This is a genomic window from Streptomyces sp. NPDC008079, assembly GCF_042957385.1.
Classification (GTDB): Bacteria; Actinomycetota; Actinomycetes; order Streptomycetales; family Streptomycetaceae; genus Actinacidiphila.
In genome coordinates this window covers 115,732-132,954 of the sequence record NZ_JBIBIC010000009.1, presented here as the reverse complement: position 1 = coordinate 132,954, position 17,223 = coordinate 115,732, and the positions used below count along the sequence as shown (strand labels likewise).

Below are 17,223 nucleotides of genomic sequence, written 5' to 3'. Positions count from 1 at the left end.
TCATGGTGTTCGGGTGGGCGTCGGCACGACACCACGGCCCGGATCACGACCCCGCACGGCAGAGAGAAGTGGCACTTCACATGATGTATGACGCCGAACGCGCACGGCAGCCCGCGACCGGGGCGGAGAATCCGGCGTTCACCGAACGGTGGGCCAAGCGCGAGTCCCGGCCCGAGCCGCTGCTGCCGCAGAAGGAGCGCGACGACTCCGCCGCGCTCCTCCAGCGGGCCGCGGGCTCCTTCGGCGAGAGTCCGCGCCAGGCGCTGGACGAGGCCGACCAGGCCCTCGACGCGGCCAGCGGCCACCTCGCCGAGGTGCTGGCCGAGCGGCTGCGCGTCCTGCGCGCCCGCTGGCAGGACGCAGACGGCGTCCCGGATGGCGCCGTGGGCCTGCTGCGCGACTACCGCGAACTCACCGAGCGCCTGCTGCGCCTCTGACCGAGGGCCTGAGGGCCGCGCGAAGCCCGCTGGCGGAGAGCGATTCTCCGGCCCGGCGGGCTTTTGTCGTGACCCCGATCACACCTCGACGCCGGGCGTCCGGGCGGAGCACCATACCGTTCCCGCTGCTCAGACGAATATTTGCCGCACGGCAATAATCTTCGGCATATGAGGTGTGCGTGCGGGACGGGCGGGCACGCGACGGTGTGAGTAAGCGTCACTGACTATCGGATGACACAACGTCACTACCGCGAATCGGGACGGAAATTGCGATAAAGGAGCCGCGACATGAGTGACAATATCTGGGGCTACGAGCAGACCTCCGGCCACACGGCGGGAACCGACCTGATCGGATACAAGGTCGAGGCGACCGACGGCCACATCGGAAAGGTCGACAAGCACTCCGATGACGTCGACTCCGCATATCTGGTGGTCGACACGGGTGTGTGGATTTTCGGCAAGCACGTACTGCTCCCGGCCGGCACCGTGAGGTCGATCGACGCGGCGGACCAGAAGATCTTCGTCGAGCTGACGAAGGAGCAGATCAAGAACTCCCCTGAGTTCGACAAGGACAAGCACGTCGGCGACGCCGGATACCACCAGCAGGTGGGCGAGTACTACGGCAGCCACCGTAACCGCTGACACAGCGAGCGGCAGGGAAATATGGGGCCGCCCCGGCACTCGCCGGGGCGGCCTTTTCCCGTGGGCACGTGAATTCCGTGGGAGCGTGAAATGCCCCCGGGGGTTTGTCACCGCACGGGCATGTCACGGGCATGTCACGGGCATGTCACGGGCATGTCACGGGCATCTCACGGGCGCCTCACGACGGCGGAGCCGTCCCGCTGTAGGGCCGCAACGGAAGCGGCCGGTCCAGCAGGAAGGCCACGAGCGCCGACTCGTAGACCGCGGGCCGGTCGATCGCGATGGCGTGCCCGGCGCCGGGCACGTACACCAGGGTCGCGTCGGGAAGTGTGCGCTTGTAGTCGTAGGTGACCTCCCACTTCTTGTAGTCGCACTCGCCGCGCATGATGAGCGTCGGTATGCGCGCCGTGCGCAGCCGGGGACGCGGGTCCGGCAGGTGCTTGGCGTCGTCGATGGTGAACTGGTTGACGTAGAAGCCCGTGCGGTTGCCCGGGAGCCGCGCCGGGGGCCGGCCGGGGCACTGGGCGGCGGGCAGTGACGTGGTGAGGATCTCCCGGAAGCGCTGGTCGGCCTCCCGGTCGCCGACCAGGTGGTGCGCCGCGTCGGGGTTGACCGACTGGAGCAGGGCCATGGCGATCATCCGGGGAGTGTTGGTCAGCTCGTCGACCCGCTTCCTGGCCTCCGGCGTCAGCCGGTCCCACAGCTCACCGGTCTCGCCGTCGGGGAAGGCCCCGTACCAGAGCACGCCCGGCGAGCTGAGGACGGCCTTGGCCACCCGGTCGGGATGCGCGGCCATGTAGTGGGCGGCGAGCGAGCCGCCCCAGGACTGGCCGACCAGGATGATCTTCTCCGCGCCTATCGCCCGGCGGATGGCGTCCAGATCCGCCACCTGCCGGGCGACGGTGTACTGCGTCACGTCGCGCAGCCTGCTGGAGCGTCCCGAGCCGACCTGGTCGTACGCGTAGACGTCGAAGCCGTCGGCGGCCAGCGCGCGGCCCGCCTGCGAGATGTCGTCATTGGCGGTGCCCGGACCGCCGTGCAGGAAGATCACCGGTGCGGGCCTGGCCGTGCCTGTGGCCGCCGCCTCGCGGTACGCGATCCGGGAGCCGGTCGGCAGCGCCCAGAAACGCACGTCCGGCGGCACTTTCCCGTCCGCGGGCCGCGGCATCGGCCGCAGGACGGTCGCCCCCGACAGCGCCGCGGCCACCACGGCGAGCACGGTGGCGGAGATCACCGCGGCCCGGCGCCGACGGGCGACGCCGAACAGCACGAAGCCGGGCCACGCCACGAGGAAGGTGACGCCGAACAGGACGGCGAGGGCCGCCGCCACCAGGAGCGGGACGGAAGCGGTGGCCGCGCCCGCGCCGACGAAACCGGCCACGGCCGCGGCGAGCCCGAGAACCGCGGCCACCAGAAGAAGCAGGACGCCAGCGGTGCGGCGTAGGAGTGTCTGTGCCATGTCGGAAACGCTATGAGCGCCCCTGGCCGCGTTCCTCCTGCTCAGGGGCCGGATCGACAGGGGGGCGCGACGGCCGGACGGCGGGGACCGACCCCGCCGTCCGGCGGGGTCGGCGTACGCCCGGCCGGATCAGCCCCGACTCGTACGCGGCGATGGTGGCGTGGACGCGGTCGCGTGCGCCCAACTTGCCCAGGACGACGGCGACATGGTCCTTGACGGTGGCCGCGCTGATGCCTAGCGCCTCGGCGATCTCCGCGTTCGTCCCGCCGCGCGCCACCTGGACGAGCACCTCGGTCTCCCGGGGCGTGAGCGCGGCCAGCGGCGCCGCGTCGTCGGGACCCGGCGCGGACGTGAAACGGTCGATCAGACGGCGGGTGATGCCGGGGTCCAGCAGGGCGTCCCCCGCGGCGACGACCCGCACCGCGTCGATGACGCGCTCGGGTTCGGCGTCCTTGAGCAGGAACCCCGCGGCCCCGGCCCGCAGCGCGGCGAACACGTACTCGTCCAGGCCGAAGGTCGTCAGCACCAGGACGCGGGTCTGCGGCACGTCGGCGGTGATGCGCGCGGCGGCGGCGATGCCGTCGAGCCTCGGCATGCGGATGTCCACCACCGCCACGTCGGGGCGCAGTTCGGCGGCGAGGGCCACGGCGGCCTCCCCGTCGGCGCACTGGCCCACGACGCTCAGATCGGCCTCGGCGTCGAGCACCGCGGCGATACCGGCCCGCACCACGGCCTGGTCGTCCGCGACCGTCACCCGGATCATGCCGGCACCACCTCGGGAAGCCATACGCGGACCGTGCCGTCGCCGGTCGTCGCGAGCGTACCGCCGACGGCGTCGGCCATCGCGTGCAGCCGCCGCAGCGACGGTCCGGCCGGGGGTCGGCGATGGACGACGACCTCGACCCCGTCGGCCGCGTAGTGCACGGTGACCCGCGCCTCGTCGGACATCAGCGCCTCCGCCGACCGGTAGGCGGCGACCTCCATCGCGGCCGGAAGCGACCGCACGCGCCCGGTCAGCCGGGCCGTCGCGCGGTGCCTGGCGGCCAGGGCGGCGATGCCCGCCACCGTGGGCGGCGGTACGTCGTCGTCGGCGTCGAGCGGTTCGCGGACGTCGGTCAGCAGTTCACGCAGCGCCCGCAGGCCGCCGCGCGCCTCGGCCAGCACCTGTGGCAGGTCGGCGGCGTCGGCCGCGGCCACCATGGCCGCCACCGGGCGGCGCGCCGTGGCGCGCAGTTCGGCGGACAGCCGCAGCCGTTCGGTCCGCGCCGCCTCGGCCGCCGCCTGGTTCAGCGCCGCTCGCCGGGCGCTCTCGCTGTCGGCTCCGGTGCGGCGGCGCCCGCAGGACCGGACCCCGCACGCCCAGACGGCCGCCGCGGGCACCGCTGCCAGCGCGCCGAACACCGCCCAGCCCAGCGCGACCCGCCGCACGTCCTCGCTGACCATGGCCAGCCCCGCCACCGCGGCGACGCCGAGCACCGCGGGCCAGGTCCGCCGCGGGCCCGGTGCGGTCGGCGCGCGGGCCGCGACCGAGTACAGCAGCACCAGATCGCCCCACCAGCACCACAGCAGCAAGTCCGTGGTGTGCGGCGCGGTGACGCCCAGCCGGTCGCAACCGAGCCACAGCAGCACCACGGCCGAGGCCGCCAGCAGGCCGCTTCGCGGAGCCGTACGCTGCCGGGCGAGCGGCAGCGCGTGCAGGACGAGCAGGGCGAGGAGCGCGATGTGGCCGGTGGCCCCGGCGCCGCCGGGGAAGACGTTGGGGCCACCGCCGGGCAGCAGACCGGCGCCCAGCGGAACCGCCAGGGCGAGCAGGGCGAGGGCCGCGTCCAGCGCCGCGGGGCCGCGCCGACCGGACCTGAAACGGGCGCTTTCTCGTACGGCGGTCGGCCCGGCCGCCAGCGGCAGCCGCGCGCTGACCCGCCACCCCGTGCCCACCGGGCCCGCCGTCAGCCGCCCGCCGTCGGCCGCGACCGCCTCGGCCAGCGCGGTCAGGCCGCTGCCGCTGCCGAGGTCGGCGACCGCGAGCGCGCCGCCGCTGTCCCGCACATGGACGACGAGGTCGCCGCGTTCGACGGCCATCCGCACCTCCACCGTCGCTCCGGCCGCGTACCGGACGGTGTTCGTCAGCGCCTCACGGACGACGCGGAAGGCGAGCGAGGCCGTGGCGGGCTCCACCGCGGGCTCCAGGGCGGCGACCGTGCGGGTGTAGCGGACGCCGGGGAAGGCCGCCACCAGGGCGTCGACCTCCTCCAGGCGGCGGGGCACCGCGAGCGCGTCGGCCAGCGCGTCGAGTTCGAGGAGCGCCAGCCGCCCCTCGTGGCCCGCGTGCCGGGTGGCCTCCGCCATCAGGTCCTCACGTCCGAGCCGCAGCGCGGCGGCGGCCGACACCGTGACACCCGTCAGCCGGTGCGCCACCACGTCGTGCAACTCGGCCGCGAAACCCCGGCGTTCACCGCGCGCGGTGTGCCGGAGCAGGTCGGGCGCCCGCCGGGCGTACTCCTCCCGCGCGGAACCGAGAGCCCGGCGCCATCGGCGGGACCGGCCCCGTACCCATACGGCCGCCGCGCCCGCACAGGCCAGCAGGGCGCCTGCCGCCACGATCCGCGGCTGCGCGCCGTGCCACAGCACGAGGCAGCCGACGGTCAGGGCGGCGAGGAGCGCCCCGAGCGCCGACGCGCCCGCGGTACGGCGCAGGGCCAGTGAGTACAGCGCGACGAGCACCGCCGCCACGGTCACCGGCGCCCAGGCCAGGACCCGCGAGACATCCGCGCCCACCACGGCGGCGACCGCGGCGGCCAGGGCCGCCGCCGGGGCGGCACGCCGGACCGCCATCGCACCGAAGGCGACCGCGACGGCCGCCGCGGCCAGCGCCGTACGGGCCGGACGGGGCGACGCGTCCCGCCCCAGCGCGGCCACAGCCCACCAGAGCGCTTGAAGGACAGCCAGGATCCCCGGCACCAGACGCGCGGAGCGCCCGCGATGCTCTCCCATGGCCCGGAGATTACCGGCCGGGCGACGCCCAGAGCGGAGGGTCAGGTGCCTGGCGCCGCAGCGGTCGCAGATGCCGCCGTCTCGGGTGCGGCTGGGCGGTCGAAGCGAGGGGCGTGCCCTCAGGCAGGAAGAGTGCCTGTGCGGGTGATCTCCGGCCACGCGTCAGAAGAGCGGTGGCTCGCCGCGGGCCCTGCGGCCGACGAGCCAGGAGCGGATCCCGGCCCTGCTGCTCGCCCGCGGGCCGCCGCACCGCGCCGGGTCGGCCCGCCACGCGGGCGTGTCCCGGACGACGGCCGCCACGATCGTCAGCGGTCTGATGGCCCGTGTCCGGGCGTCGAGTCCGACGCGGCGCGCCCGGACGGACTCGACGGGCGGGTCCTCGAACGGCTGGCGGTCGACCCCTCGCCGCCGTGGCCGTGGGCATGGACCACACCTTCGACGTGTCCGGGGCACCTCGGCGAATGGTCCACCGGGAAGATCGCGGGCGAGGGTGCGCGGCTGAATTCGGGGTCCGGCCGCGCGGAGCGGATCGCCGCCGGGTCGGCATCCTTCGACGGGCTGCTGAACGACCACGGCCCGCGCCGACGCGGCGCCGCCGTCGCCCTGATCGAGATCGCCCGACCTGACCGCCGCCCTCAACCGGGTCGGCGTGCGCGAATGTTACGGCCCGACGTCCCCGCTCTGTCGGCGGGGAGGAGGTCAACACCGGCTCCCCGTAAGGGAGTCGGGCTCGCGTCAGCGGCTCTCGTGGTGCCGGGCCAGCAGTTCGCCCGCGTGCCGGACGTGGTCGGCCATCGCCGTACGGGCCGCGTCCGGATCGTGGTCCGCCAGTGCGGTCAGGATCGCCTCGTGGTCGTGCGCGGACGCCTCCGCCCAGCCGTCGACGCCGGAGAAGAACATCCGGGGCGCGTAACGCGACGCGGTCCGCAGGAACCACAGCAGGCGCGGGGAGCCCGCGGCGCGGTTGATCTCGCGGTGGAAGAAGTGGTTGAGCCGTTCCACCCGCGCGGCGTCACCCGCCCGGTGTGCCGCGACGAGCTCTTCCTGGAGCGCCACGAGCCCGTCCAGCGCCTCCGCGGTGAGGCGACGGCTGGCGAGCGCGGCCAGTTCACCCGAGACGAACGCGTGCACCCGGTAGATGTCCTCGATGTCCGAGCGGGACAGCGGCAGCACGACGAAGCCGCGGTTCGGCTCCAGTTCCACGAATCCCTCGCCGCGCAGCAGACCCATCGCCTCGCGTACCGGCGTGACGCTCAGCCCCAGCCGCTGGGCGAGCGGTTCGAGCCGCAGGAACTCACCCGGCGCGACCCCGCCCGAGACGATCAGATCGCGTACGTACGAGGCGACGTCGTCGGACCTCCGGCGCCCGTCCGTCACCGGCCGCACCCACTCTCTCCGCTGATCCTCTGCCGGGTTCTCCGCCGGTTTCCCCTGCTGGGACGGCGTTCACCCTACATCATGTACGATCTGGAGAAATCGTATATGAAAGGTCGGTGGCCATGGCGTCGAGCGTGCGGGTGCGCGGCCCGGTCGTGGGCAGGAGAGGCCGTTGACCGCCGCCGAATTCGAGAAGATCGCCGCCACCTGGCGACCCGAGCCCGCGCAGGTCAGCGGCGCGGTGGAACGGGGGACCACCGACAAGCTCGCCGCGCTGTTGGACGTACCCGCCCCCGAGGACGGCGCCGAACTGCCGCCGCTCTGGCACGAGGTGCTGCTGCGCGACGCCGTCGGGATCGAGCGGATCGGCGCCGACGGACACCCCGAGGGCGGGGCGCTGCTGCCCCCGCTGGCCGACCGGCGGCGGATGTTCGGCGGCGGCACGGTGGAGGTCGTCGCGCCGCTGCGGGTCGGCGACCGCGTCGCCCGCATGAGCCGCGTCGCCGACGTCCGGGTGCGCGAGGGCCGCTCCGGCGTGCTGCTGCTGGTCACCGAGGACCACGTGTGGTCGGTCGCGGGCGAGGACCGGATCAGGGAGCGGCGCGACATCGTCTACCGCCGCGCGGCCGACATCGGACCGCCCACCGCCACCACCGGAGGCGCGGTGTCCCCGGTCACCCCGTCGGCCACCCATGTCCCCGACGAGCGCTACCTGTTCGCGTACAGCGCGCTCACCTACAACCTGCACCGCATCCACTACGACGCCCCGTACGTCCGCGAGGTCGAGCACCACCCCGGCCTCGTCGTCCACGGCCCGCTGCTCGCCCTCTGGTGCGCCGAACACGCCCGGCGCCGCCTCGGCGCCGCGCCGACGCACCTCACCTACCGGCTGACCTCGACCGCCTACGTCGGCCAGGAGGTCACCGTCGGCTCGGCCGGGCGGGAGGACGGCGCCCTGTCCATCGAGGCATGGTCACAAGGGCGTTGCTGCGTACGGATGACCGCGCGGGACGCCGCACCCGCCGCCGACTGAACCGGCCGCGCCGTCGCCGCCGGGCACCATCGAAGGAGAGCGGATCAGCCATGGTACCTTCCGAGGACAACGAGAGCGCGAGCCCGTACGGCGGAGGCGACCGTACGGGTGTCGCGGACGCGCTGGGCCGCGCCCGGTCCTTCCTGTTCGTGCCGGGCGACCGGCCCGAACGGTTCGACCGGGCGCTCGCCAGCGGTGCGGACGCGGTCGTGGTCGATCTGGAGGACGCGGTGCCGCCCGACGCGAAGGAGGCCGCGCTGGCCAACGCGACGGCGCTGCTGGGCCGGGCGCCCGGCGTGGTGATCCGCGTCAACGACCCCCGCACGCACCGTGGTTCGGCGGATCTGGCGGCGCTCGGCGCGGCGGGCGGGCCCGTCGCGGTCGTCGTCCCCAAAGCCGAGGACGCGGCCACGGTCGCGGCGGTCCTGGCCGCCCTGCCGCCCGGCTCCGCCGTGCTCCCGCTGATCGAGACGGCGGTCGGCGTCCTCGACGCCCGGCTGATCGCGGCGGCGCCCGGCGTCGTCCGGCTGGTCTTCGGACACCTGGACCTCTGCGCCCAGTTGGGGCTGCGGCCCGACGACACCGCGCGGCTCGTCCCCGCCAGATTCGCCCTGGTCGCCGCCTCGGCCGCCGCGGGACTGCCCGCTCCCGTGGACGGCGTCTGCACCGAAGTCCGCGACCGGGAAACGGTGTTGGCCCAAGCCCGTGCGTCCCTCGACAGCGGCTTCACCGGCAAGTTGTGCATTCACCCCGCCCAAGTGCCCGCCGTCCACGAGGCCCTCGCCCCCGACCCGGACGAACTCGCCTGGGCCCTGCGGGTCCTCGAACTCACCACGGAGGACGAGGTGAAGCTCGTGGACGGCCACATGGTCGACCGCCCCGTCCACCTGCGCGCCCGCTCGATCGCCGCCCGCGCCGATCGGTGACGTGTCGGCGTGGCGGCGGTCCACGGTGGTCGGCGGCGGAAGCGGAGGTCGGCACCGGGCCACCGGCCACGCCCAGGCAGTCCGTGGCCGTACCGCGTGGAGTCACCCGGCGGCGCGCCACCGGGGCGGACGGCGCTCCATGAACGCGCGGATGCCCTCCTGCGCCTCCTCGCTGGCGAACAGCCGCGCCGACAGGGCGGTGAGGTCGCTCGCGTCCGCGGCGATCCGCCGCCGCCGGTCCGCCGTCAGCAGCTTCTTCGTCTCGGCGGAACCCTGCGGTGAGGTCTCGCGGACGGCGGCGGTGAAGCGGGCGACGACGGCGTCGATCCCGTCGGCCGGGGCCGCCGAGGTGATCAGGCCGATCTGCGCGGCGCGCGCCGCGTCGAAGGTCTCGCCGGTCAGGTAGTAGTGCGCGCCCGCGCGCGGTTCCATGACGTCCAGCGTGCACAGCGAGATGATCGCGGGCGTGACGCCGATCCGCGCCTCGGTGAAGGCGAAGGACGCGCCCTCGTCGGCCACCGCGATGTCGCACGCGCCGACGATGCCCATCCCACCGGCCCGTACATGCCCGGTGACCCGCGCGATGACCGGCTTGGGCAGCTCCACGATCAGGCCGAGCAGCGAGACGATCGCCTGCGTCGCCGCCGTCATCGAGCCGCCGCCCGCCTCCGACAGGTCGGCGCCCGCGCAGAACGTACGCCCGGTGTGGGTCAGGACGACCGCGCGCACATCGGCGTCGGCGCCCGAGGACTCCAGAGCCTCGGTCAGCTCCGCGACCAGTCGGGAGGAGAGCGCGTTGCGGTTGTGCGGCGAGTCGAGAGTGATCGTCGCGACCTGGTCGCGTACGACGTGACGGACGAGCTGCGTCATGGAGGACACCTCGGGTTGGCGGCGGTCGACGGTCCCTGCGGTCGGGACGATGCTAGGGCCCGCCCGGCGGCCCGGCCACGGAGCCGGGGAGGGGCAGGGGGAGGTCCGTGATCTGGCGCAGGGTGTCGAGGACGACGTGGACGGCCGCGCGGGGCGGGGAGCCGCGGCGGATCGCGGCGGTGATGGTACGGGAGACGGGGGTGGCGAGCTCGCGGGTGGCGACGCGGTAGCGGCTGTGGGCCACGGTCAGGCCGGGGAGAAGGGTGATGGAGAGCCCGGCCTCGACGTGCTGGAGGGTCATCATGTAGTTGCTGAAGCGGCAGACCACGCGCGGTTCGAACTGGGCCTGGCGGCACAGCCGCAGGGCCAGCCCGGCCATGTACGACTGCGGCATGTCCAAGGACCACGGCTCGTCCGCGTACGCCGCGAGGTCCGCGGCGCCGCGTCCCGCCGCGGGGTGCTCCGGCGGTACGACCAGCAGGATCGGGTCCCTGGCCAGCGGGACGAGGTCGAGGTCGGGGCCCAGGGGCAGCTCGTCGAAGTCGGTGGTGGTGATGATGACGTCCGCGTCGCCGCCCCGCAGCGCGGGCATGCTCTCGTGCGGCTCCAGTTGCAGCAACTCGATGTCGAGGCGAGGGTGTTCACGGGCCAGTCGGGTCACGACCGGCACGGCCATGGTGTGGATCGCGCTCTGGAACGCGCCCAGGCGTACGAGTCCGGCCGGCTCCTCGCCGAAGCCGTGCAGCTCCGCCTCGACGCTGTCCATGTGGTCGAGGACGGCGCGCGCCCGCCGGGCGAGGATCAGCCCGGCCGAGGTCAGCCGCACCCGGCGTCCGGTGCGTTCCAGAAGCTGCGTACGGGTCTCGGTCTCCAGCACGGCGAGCTGCTGCGACACGCTCGACGGGCTCAGGCTGGCGGCCTGGGCCACGGCCCGGATGGTGCCGAGCGTGTCGAGCTGGGTGAGCAGCCGCAGCCGCCAGGGATTCATCATGGGGCCATTCTTGTGCGGATCTACCGAACAGGACAGCCGGAAATGTGCGATGGACGTGTCGCTCGCGGGCCGCCTACCGTCGAGGCCATGGCTGCTTCCCGCACTGGCACCCCCACGTCCACTACCGGCGCCTCAACCGGCACCTCCACGGGCGCTTCCACCGGTACGACCGCGGGCACGACCCCCGGCGTGATCACCGGCCCCGCGACCGTCCCGTCCGCCCCGCCGTCCGCCGAGAGCTTCTGGGCCGACGCCGAACGGCATCTCGTGCGCTACGGACCCGAGTTCACCCCCGAGATCATCGAACGCGCCGCCGGAAGCTTCGTGTACACCGCCGACGGCCGGAAGATCCTGGACTTCACCTCCGGCCAGATGAGCGCGATCCTCGGGCACTCGCACCCGGCGATCGTCGCGACCGTCCGGCGGCAGATCGCGGACCTCGACCACCTCTACAGCGGCATGCTCAGCCGACCGGTCGTCGACCTCGCCCGGCGGCTGTCCGACACCCTGCCCGCGCCCCTGGACAAGGTGCTGCTGCTGACGACCGGCGCCGAGTCCAACGAGGCCGCGATCCGGATGGCGAAACTCGTCACCGGCAAGCACGAGATCGTCTCCTTCGCCCGCTCCTGGCACGGCATGACGCAGGCGGCGGCGTCCGCCACGTACAGCGCGGGCCGCAAGGGGTACGGGCCGGCCGCGCCCGGCAACTTCGCCATCCCCGTACCGAACGCGTACCGGCCCGACTTCACCACGCCCGACGGCGCGCTCGACTGGCGCCGCCAACTCGACTTCGCCTTCGACCTGATCGACGCGCAGTCCACCGGCAGCCTGGCCGCGTGCCTGGTCGAGCCGATCCTCAGCTCGGGCGGTGTCATCGAGCCGCCGCCCGGCTACTTCGCGGCCCTGCGCGACAAGTGCCGTGAGCGCGGGATGCTGTTGATCCTGGACGAGGCCCAGACCGGTCTGTGCCGCACCGGGACCTGGTACGCGTTCGAGCGCGACGGCATCGTCCCCGACATCCTCACCCTGTCCAAGACGCTCGGCGCGGGACTGCCGTTGGCGGCCGTCGTGACCAGCGCCGCGATCGAACAGGAGGCGTACGACCGCGGGTTCCTGTTCTTCACCACGCACGCCGCCGACCCGCTCGTGGCGGCCGTCGGCAACACCGTCCTCGACGTCCTGATCGCCGACAGGCTCGACGAACGCGCCCGCGCGCTCGGCGCGTTCCTCCGCGAGGGCCTGGCGGAGATCGCCGAACACCACGCTGTGGTCGGCGACATCAGGGGCCGCGGCCTGCTGACCGGACTCGAACTCGTCGTCGACCGCGACACGAAGCAGAGCTCCGACGAGCTGGGCGCACGCGTCACCCGCCGCTGCCTCGAACTCGGCCTGCACATGAACATCGTCCAACTCCCCGGCATGGGCGGGGTCTTCCGCATCGCCCCGCCCCTGACCGCCACCGAGGACGAACTCTCCCTGGGCCTGGCCGTCCTCGACCAGGCGATCGGCGACGCGTCCGCCACGCTCTGAGCCGCCCTCACGCTCTGAGCCGCCCTCACGCTCTGAGCCGCGCTCATGGCCTGAGCCGCCGTCTCGCTCTGGGCCAGCGCCATGCTCTGGACCACGCCCCCGCTCCGAACGACCGCCGCGCGAGCGGCTCGTGCGGCGGTCTAGCGCGGGGAAGCGCTCCCCTTCGGCGGAGTAGAGGCGTAGGGGAGCAGCGCCATCTCGCGGGCGTTCTTGACGGCCTTGGTGATCTGGCGCTGCTGCCGCGCGCTGATCCGGGTGACGCGGCGGCTGCGGATCTTGCCCCGGTCGGAGATGAACCTGCGCAGCAGATCGGTGTCCTTGTAGTCGATGTACTCGATCTTCGCCGCGTCCAGCGGGTTGGGCCGGGGCGTAGGGGCCTTGCGGGGCTCGGGTCGGCGGGGCATGGGCGGCACTTCCTCGGTCGGTTCGGGTCCCGGCCGCTCCGGCCGGGGAAAGGGCGGATCAGGACAGCGGGGAGAGCAGTTCGTCGAAGGCGGCCGGGAGGGTCCGCCATCCGGCGCGGCCCGCCGCGTACTCGGCGTCCGTCAACAGGCAGGAGTCCAGGAGGTCTTCGAGTCCCGACCGGTCGAGGCCGGGGGAGGTGAAGACCAGATGCTGGCAGCGGTCGCCGTGCTCCGGGTCCCAGTCGAGGGACGCGGCGGCCGTACGGACCGGGGACTCCAGCTCCCAGGCCGCGTCCGGCAGCGACGCCAGCCACGGGCCGACGCTCTCCACGCACAGGGCGCCACCGGCCGCGTCCCACGCCAGGAGCGTGTCGGGCCGGTCCGCGAGCCAGAAGCGGCCACGGCTGCGGGCGGCGGCGCAGGCCAGATCCTCCAGTGCCGCGTACAACCGGCCGGGGTGGAAAGGGCGGCGCCTGCGCCAGACCAGGGTGCCGACCCCGGCCTCCTCCGCGTCCTGCGGCAGCCGTGAGCAGGCGGGGTGCTGCGCGGCGGCGGCGCCTGCGACGTCGAAACCGGCGAAGGCCATCCTGGCCAGCTCGGTGGTGCCCGCCGCCACCTGCCGCGCTGTCGGGTGGAGTTGACGCAGCAGGGCGCGCTCCTCGTCGGTCGGCTCCTCGTCCTGGACGACCACCAGCACCGGCGGGTACTCCAACTGGCGGGCCCAGGTGTCGCCGACGGTGCGCCGGTCCTGTGGCGCCACCGCGAGGCCCGCGTCGCCGAGATCGTCGCCGTTGGCCAGGCAGGGCAGGACGAGAGCGGGGTCGACCGCCGTCATGACACCGGCCAACTCCAGGAAGCCGGAGCCAAGTTCGGCGATGATCTCGGCCATCCCCTGCGGCTCGACGGAGTCCCACAGCTCCACCACCGCGAGCCGCGTCAGACCGCTCGCGGCCAGCCGCTCCAGCTCCGGCACCAGGTCCTCGCGCAGAGCGCAGCACGCGCAGTCGTTGACCAGCGGTGTCTCGCCCTCGGACACGAGGCCGTCCGCGTCGCGCACCGTACGGCGCACGACACCGCGCTCCGCGGCCCGCGACAGGTCGTGGTGCAGGGCGACGCTGTCGGGGACCATCGACAGCAACTGCCCGACGACCGTGCGGCGCGCGTCGCCGTGCATACCGGCCACCACGACGACCGGCAGCCGGTCGCACCCCCGCGTCATCGCGGACCCCGCCGCGCGTACCGGCGCTCGAAGCGCTCGACGCGGCCCGCGGTGTCCAGGACGCGGGCGGTGCCGGTGTAGAAGGGGTGGCTCCGCGAGGAGATCTCCACGTCGATGACGGGGTAGGTCCTGCCGTCCTCCCACACCACCGTCGTGTCGCTGGTGGCGGTGGAGCGGGTGAGGAAGGCGAAGTCGGCGGCCTTGTCGCGGAAGACGACCGGGCCGTACGGGGGATGGATGTCGGGCTTCATGGAGGTGTCCTCGTCGTGAGTCGTCGGCTGCGGGGTCCGGTTTCTCCGGCCGCGGTGTCGGGTCAGCGCGCGGGGTCGAGCAGGCCGCGCTCGTAGGCCCTGACGAGCCGCCGGGGGACCGCGTACGCGACGCCGTCGATGGTGACGGTGACCAACCGCGGTGCGGCGGCCTTCCATTGGGCGCGGCGGTGCCGGGTGTTGCCGCGAGACATCTTGCGTTTGGGAACGGCCATGACGGTCCTTCGTGAGGTGGGCGGACGGGCGAGCCACCACACTATATGGAGATGGATATCGTTTTCAATTAGAGTTGCGTGGACGGGCGCGATCCCGGACACGCCGGTGCGCCGGGCCCCTGTCAGCGGGTCCCGGCGCACCGGTCGAGCGGGTCGGACGTGGCCAGGCGCGGTCAGGCCGGTTCGGCGTAGCGGCGGCGGGCGAAGTACCTGACGACCGGCTCGACCTCGCCGGGCCCGCGCAGGCGCCGCACCGCCACCAGGGCGTACGTCTCATGGCCGTCGACCACGTGGGTGCGCGGCAGGGCGAACCTCTCCCCGGGAACCGGCCAGACCAGCAGCCACAGGTGCCTTTCCGAGGTGTACGGCCGCGGGCCGACGGTGACCGCGGCGATCTGGTCCCAGCGGAAGACGAGGTCGGTGGCGCCGAAGTCCCGCATCGCGATGCCCTCGGGGCCGATCCGCAGGCGCAACGGCCGCAGCCACCGCAAGAAGAGCCAACCGCTGCCGTACAGACCGCTGAGCCCGACCAACGGCCCGAGGGCGACGGCCTGTTGGGCGCCCCCGACGGGTCCGCCGGTCCGTAGCGCAGCCCGACCCCTTCGATCTCACCCCAGCCCAGCCGGTGCTCATCGAGGGTGATCCCGTACTCGTCCACCCGCAGCCGGAACGGCAGGCTCGCCCTCCGCAGCGACCGCGCACCCGCGAGGACGGACAACACGGCCAGGAGCAGGGCGATATAAGCCGTCTGCCGGGAATCGCCGCGCGCGAGCGCCGCCCATACGACGGCGCCGACCGCCACTAGCGCCCCCCACCCCACCCAGCGTCTGCCGCTCCGGCGAAGCCGCCCGCTCCTGGTGAACTCCACCGTGCTGCCCCCCTGTTGCCGTCCCTCGGCCGCGTCCGTCGCTACGCGTCAGGGGAGACGACGGGGCCGCGCGCGGCAGTTCCTGTCCGCGCGGGAACGGTGGGGGAGTGACAGGGAAGCGGCCGGGGGCACCGCCGTGGTCGGCGGTGCCCCTGCGGCGTACGGCGTCCGGTGTGCGGCGTGCTACGAGGGTCAGGCGCCGGTGGCCTTGGCGTAACGGGCGCTGACGTCGGTCCAGTTGACGAGGTCCCAGAGCTTGGTGACGTAGTCGGGGCGGACGTTCTTGTACTGGAGGTAGTAGGCGTGCTCCCAGGCGTCGAAGACCAGCAGCGGGGTGGCGCCGTGGCCGACGTTGCCGTGGTGGTCGTAGACCTGTTCCACGATCAGCCGCTTGCCGAGCGGCTCCCAGGCCAGGACGCCCCAGCCGGAGCCCTGGACGGACGCGGTGGCGGCGGTGAGATGCTTCTTGAACGCCTCGAATCCGCCGAGGTGCTCCTCGATGGCGGTGGCCAGCGCGCCGTCGGGGCGGTCGCCGCCGTCGGGGGACAGATTCTCCCAGAAGATCGAGTGCAGGACGTGGCCGGAGAGGTTGAAGGCGAAGGTCTTCTCCAGGCCCACGAGCCGGGCCGGGGCGAGCTGTTCCTTCTCGCGGGCCTCGGCGATCTGCTCCAGCGTGTCGTTGGCGCCCTTGACGTAGGCGGCGTGGTGCTTGGCGTGGTGCAGCTCCAGGATTTCGCCGGTGATGGCCGGTTCCAGAGCGGAGTAGTCGTACGGCATGTCAGGAAGCGCGTAGGTGCCCATCAGGCACGGCCCCTTTCGACAGAGTGAGAATACGTGCCGCGACCCACCCTATGACCTTATTGCGAGAGAGTTGCAATAGCGGCACTGGTGCAGCAGCATGGTGTCGGGCGGGGTCGGCCCGACAGCATCCCGGGAGAGTCGCTTCCTCGACGCTGATCGTCTTTCCAACCGGCAACCCGCCGGCCCGCCGGTCCCGCCCGCCGACGTACTGCTGTGCCCGCCGCCCGTGCTCCGATGCCGCCGACCTGGGCGGGCGGGGGCCGGGAACGCCGGAGCCCCCTTCGGCGCGGATCTCCGCGTCGAAGGGGGCTCGGCCACGCGTGCCGGAAGCCGGCCGCCTACTGCTTCTTGCGCCGCCCCGCCGCCTTGGGTTCGTCCAGGCAGAGCCGCGCCGCGGTCCTGCTCAGGTGCTCGCGCATGATCCGCTGCCCGGTCTCCACGTCGTCCGCCCGGATGGCCGCGATGATCGCCCGGTGCTCCTCCATGCCGCGCTTGCCCCTCTCGGGCGCTGTCCGCTGCGCGGTCGCCGGCGATATCAACTGCGGCCCGTGGAAGGAGTGGATCAGCATCTCGAACGCGGTGTTGTGCGTGCTCGCCGCCAGCCGCGTATGGAATTCGGCGGACAGCGACACGTCGTAGTCGCCGCCCTCGACCGCCTCCTCCTGCCGGTCGCAGATCGCCTGGAGCGCGGCGATGTCCTCGTCGTCCGCGGTCGCGCACAGCAGCGGCATGATGCCGACCTCCAGGACCAGCCGGACCTGAGTCACATCGGCCGCCGACACCGAGGAGAGCGTGAGCAGATCGGTGATGCTCGCCCCGATCCGGTCGCTGGTCGGCGTGGTGACGAACGCCCCGCCGTGCGCGCCCACCCGGATCTCGACCAGTCCGCCCGCCTCGAGCACCCGCAGCGCCTCGCGCACCGTCACCCGGCTGACCCCGAACCGCTCGCACATCTCGCGTTCCGGAGGGAGCCGGTCGCCCGGCGTCAACTTGCCCTCATGGATGAGCGAGCGCACCTGGTCGACGATCAGCGCGGAGATCCGTCGGTCGTTCACGGGGCTGAGGAGCCGGCCGGACTGACCGTCCTCGGTCCTCGCTGTCGGACGGCGAGCGGCCATAAGGGTTCCTTCCCTAGACGCGGACGACCCCATAGTAGCTGATTAAGGTATGACCAATAGGCCCTGATCGGGG

18 protein-coding genes are annotated in these 17,223 nt (G+C 73.3%); 5 read left to right on the top strand and 13 right to left on the bottom strand.

Annotated features, from left to right (window positions below):
- Positions 1-80 precede the first annotated feature (80 nt).
- Entirely contained in the window at positions 81-437 is a 357-nt protein-coding gene (locus tag ACFZAM_RS20435) for a hypothetical protein (protein ID WP_355335042.1), read from the top strand.
- Positions 438-725: 288 nt separating this feature from the next.
- Positions 726-1,079, top strand: coding sequence for a PRC-barrel domain-containing protein (locus ACFZAM_RS20430; protein WP_355335039.1), 354 nt, complete (start codon positions 726-728; stop codon positions 1,077-1,079).
- Positions 1,080-1,257: 178 nt separating this feature from the next.
- Here the strand turns inward: ACFZAM_RS20430 and ACFZAM_RS20425 are convergent, their stop codons facing one another.
- The 4 genes from ACFZAM_RS20425 to ACFZAM_RS20410 form a co-directional block, all read right to left on the bottom strand.
- Entirely contained in the window at positions 1,258-2,538 is a 1,281-nt protein-coding gene (locus tag ACFZAM_RS20425) for an alpha/beta fold hydrolase (protein WP_391047863.1), read from the bottom strand.
- A gap of 10 nt (positions 2,539-2,548) precedes the next feature.
- Positions 2,549-3,301: a response regulator gene (locus ACFZAM_RS20420; RefSeq protein WP_391047861.1), complete on the bottom strand. Its 753-nt coding sequence runs from the start codon at positions 3,299-3,301 to the stop codon at positions 2,549-2,551.
- Complete coding sequence (locus ACFZAM_RS20415) at positions 3,298-5,529, bottom strand: histidine kinase (RefSeq protein ID WP_391047858.1); 2,232 nt, start codon at positions 5,527-5,529, stop codon at positions 3,298-3,300. Before ACFZAM_RS20415 ends, ACFZAM_RS20420 begins: the two co-directional genes overlap by 4 nt.
- Positions 5,530-6,264: 735 nt before the next feature.
- Positions 6,265-6,906, bottom strand: coding sequence for an FCD domain-containing protein (locus tag ACFZAM_RS20410; RefSeq protein WP_391047856.1), 642 nt, complete (start codon positions 6,904-6,906; stop codon positions 6,265-6,267).
- A gap of 172 nt (positions 6,907-7,078) precedes the next feature.
- Between ACFZAM_RS20410 and ACFZAM_RS20405 the strand changes: the two genes are divergently transcribed.
- Positions 7,079-7,939, top strand: coding sequence for a MaoC family dehydratase N-terminal domain-containing protein (locus ACFZAM_RS20405; RefSeq protein WP_391047854.1), 861 nt, complete (start codon positions 7,079-7,081; stop codon positions 7,937-7,939).
- 50 nt (positions 7,940-7,989) lie between these two features.
- A complete protein-coding gene (locus ACFZAM_RS20400; protein ID WP_391047851.1) occupies positions 7,990-8,865 on the top strand; it encodes an aldolase/citrate lyase family protein in 876 nt (291 codons plus the stop codon).
- 102 nt (positions 8,866-8,967) lie between these two features.
- On the opposite strand, the gene ACFZAM_RS20395 is transcribed toward ACFZAM_RS20400, so the two are convergent.
- The gene (locus ACFZAM_RS20395; RefSeq protein ID WP_391047849.1) at positions 8,968-9,735 is read right to left on the bottom strand and encodes an enoyl-CoA hydratase family protein; all 768 of its coding nucleotides are present in this window, start codon (positions 9,733-9,735) and stop codon (positions 8,968-8,970) included.
- Between the two features lie 52 nt (positions 9,736-9,787).
- Positions 9,788-10,726: a LysR substrate-binding domain-containing protein gene (locus ACFZAM_RS20390; protein WP_391047847.1), complete on the bottom strand. Its 939-nt coding sequence runs from the start codon at positions 10,724-10,726 to the stop codon at positions 9,788-9,790.
- 87 nt (positions 10,727-10,813) lie between these two features.
- Between ACFZAM_RS20390 and ACFZAM_RS20385 the strand changes: the two genes are divergently transcribed.
- The gene (locus ACFZAM_RS20385; protein WP_391047844.1) at positions 10,814-12,256 is read left to right on the top strand and encodes an aminotransferase class III-fold pyridoxal phosphate-dependent enzyme; all 1,443 of its coding nucleotides are present in this window, start codon (positions 10,814-10,816) and stop codon (positions 12,254-12,256) included.
- Positions 12,257-12,396: 140 nt separating this feature from the next.
- Here the strand turns inward: ACFZAM_RS20385 and rpsR are convergent, their stop codons facing one another.
- From rpsR to ACFZAM_RS20350, 7 genes are all read right to left on the bottom strand, one after another.
- Positions 12,397-12,660 (bottom strand): 30S ribosomal protein S18, encoded by a 264-nt coding sequence (gene rpsR, locus ACFZAM_RS20380; RefSeq protein WP_391047842.1) that lies wholly within the window; start codon positions 12,658-12,660, stop codon positions 12,397-12,399.
- A gap of 58 nt (positions 12,661-12,718) precedes the next feature.
- Entirely contained in the window at positions 12,719-13,879 is a 1,161-nt protein-coding gene (locus tag ACFZAM_RS20375; protein ID WP_391047839.1) for a GTP-binding protein, read from the bottom strand.
- Complete coding sequence (locus ACFZAM_RS20370; protein ID WP_355335009.1) at positions 13,876-14,130, bottom strand: type B 50S ribosomal protein L31; 255 nt, start codon at positions 14,128-14,130, stop codon at positions 13,876-13,878. The genes ACFZAM_RS20375 and ACFZAM_RS20370 overlap by 4 nt, the downstream gene beginning before the upstream one ends.
- A gap of 62 nt (positions 14,131-14,192) precedes the next feature.
- Positions 14,193-14,363, bottom strand: a complete 171-nt coding sequence (rpmF, locus tag ACFZAM_RS20365) for a 50S ribosomal protein L32 (protein WP_355335007.1) — start codon at positions 14,361-14,363, stop codon at positions 14,193-14,195.
- 173 nt (positions 14,364-14,536) lie between these two features.
- Positions 14,537-14,896 carry a hypothetical protein gene (locus tag ACFZAM_RS20360; RefSeq protein ID WP_391047835.1) on the bottom strand — a complete coding sequence of 120 codons (360 nt, stop codon included), beginning with the start codon at positions 14,894-14,896 and terminating at the stop codon, positions 14,537-14,539.
- Positions 14,897-15,423: 527 nt separating this feature from the next.
- Positions 15,424-16,032 carry a Fe-Mn family superoxide dismutase gene (locus ACFZAM_RS20355; protein ID WP_391047834.1) on the bottom strand — a complete coding sequence of 203 codons (609 nt, stop codon included), beginning with the start codon at positions 16,030-16,032 and terminating at the stop codon, positions 15,424-15,426.
- A gap of 338 nt (positions 16,033-16,370) precedes the next feature.
- The gene (locus tag ACFZAM_RS20350) at positions 16,371-17,087 is read right to left on the bottom strand and encodes an FCD domain-containing protein (RefSeq protein ID WP_391047831.1); all 717 of its coding nucleotides are present in this window, start codon (positions 17,085-17,087) and stop codon (positions 16,371-16,373) included.
- Between the last annotated feature and the right edge of the window lie 136 nt (positions 17,088-17,223).

Coding starts and splice junctions, on each gene's coding strand:
- ACFZAM_RS20370 (WP_355335009.1), bottom strand. CDS start 14,130: ATGAAGCCCGACATCCATCCCCCGTACGGCCCGGTCGTCTTCCGCGAC.
- rpsR (WP_391047842.1), bottom strand. CDS start 12,660: ATGCCCCGCCGACCCGAGCCCCGCAAGGCCCCTACGCCCCGGCCCAAC.
- ACFZAM_RS20425 (WP_391047863.1), bottom strand. CDS start 2,538: ATGGCACAGACACTCCTACGCCGCACCGCTGGCGTCCTGCTTCTTCTG.
- ACFZAM_RS20420 (WP_391047861.1), bottom strand. CDS start 3,301: ATGATCCGGGTGACGGTCGCGGACGACCAGGCCGTGGTGCGGGCCGGT.
- ACFZAM_RS20390 (WP_391047847.1), bottom strand. CDS start 10,726: ATGATGAATCCCTGGCGGCTGCGGCTGCTCACCCAGCTCGACACGCTC.
- ACFZAM_RS20400 (WP_391047851.1), top strand. CDS start 7,990: ATGGTACCTTCCGAGGACAACGAGAGCGCGAGCCCGTACGGCGGAGGC.
- ACFZAM_RS20375 (WP_391047839.1), bottom strand. CDS start 13,879: ATGACGCGGGGGTGCGACCGGCTGCCGGTCGTCGTGGTGGCCGGTATG.
- ACFZAM_RS20435 (WP_355335042.1), top strand. CDS start 81: ATGATGTATGACGCCGAACGCGCACGGCAGCCCGCGACCGGGGCGGAG.
- ACFZAM_RS20385 (WP_391047844.1), top strand. CDS start 10,814: ATGGCTGCTTCCCGCACTGGCACCCCCACGTCCACTACCGGCGCCTCA.
- ACFZAM_RS20430 (WP_355335039.1), top strand. CDS start 726: ATGAGTGACAATATCTGGGGCTACGAGCAGACCTCCGGCCACACGGCG.
- ACFZAM_RS20395 (WP_391047849.1), bottom strand. CDS start 9,735: ATGACGCAGCTCGTCCGTCACGTCGTACGCGACCAGGTCGCGACGATC.
- rpmF (WP_355335007.1), bottom strand. CDS start 14,363: ATGGCCGTTCCCAAACGCAAGATGTCTCGCGGCAACACCCGGCACCGC.
- ACFZAM_RS20355 (WP_391047834.1), bottom strand. CDS start 16,032: ATGGGCACCTACGCGCTTCCTGACATGCCGTACGACTACTCCGCTCTG.
- ACFZAM_RS20415 (WP_391047858.1), bottom strand. CDS start 5,529: ATGGGAGAGCATCGCGGGCGCTCCGCGCGTCTGGTGCCGGGGATCCTG.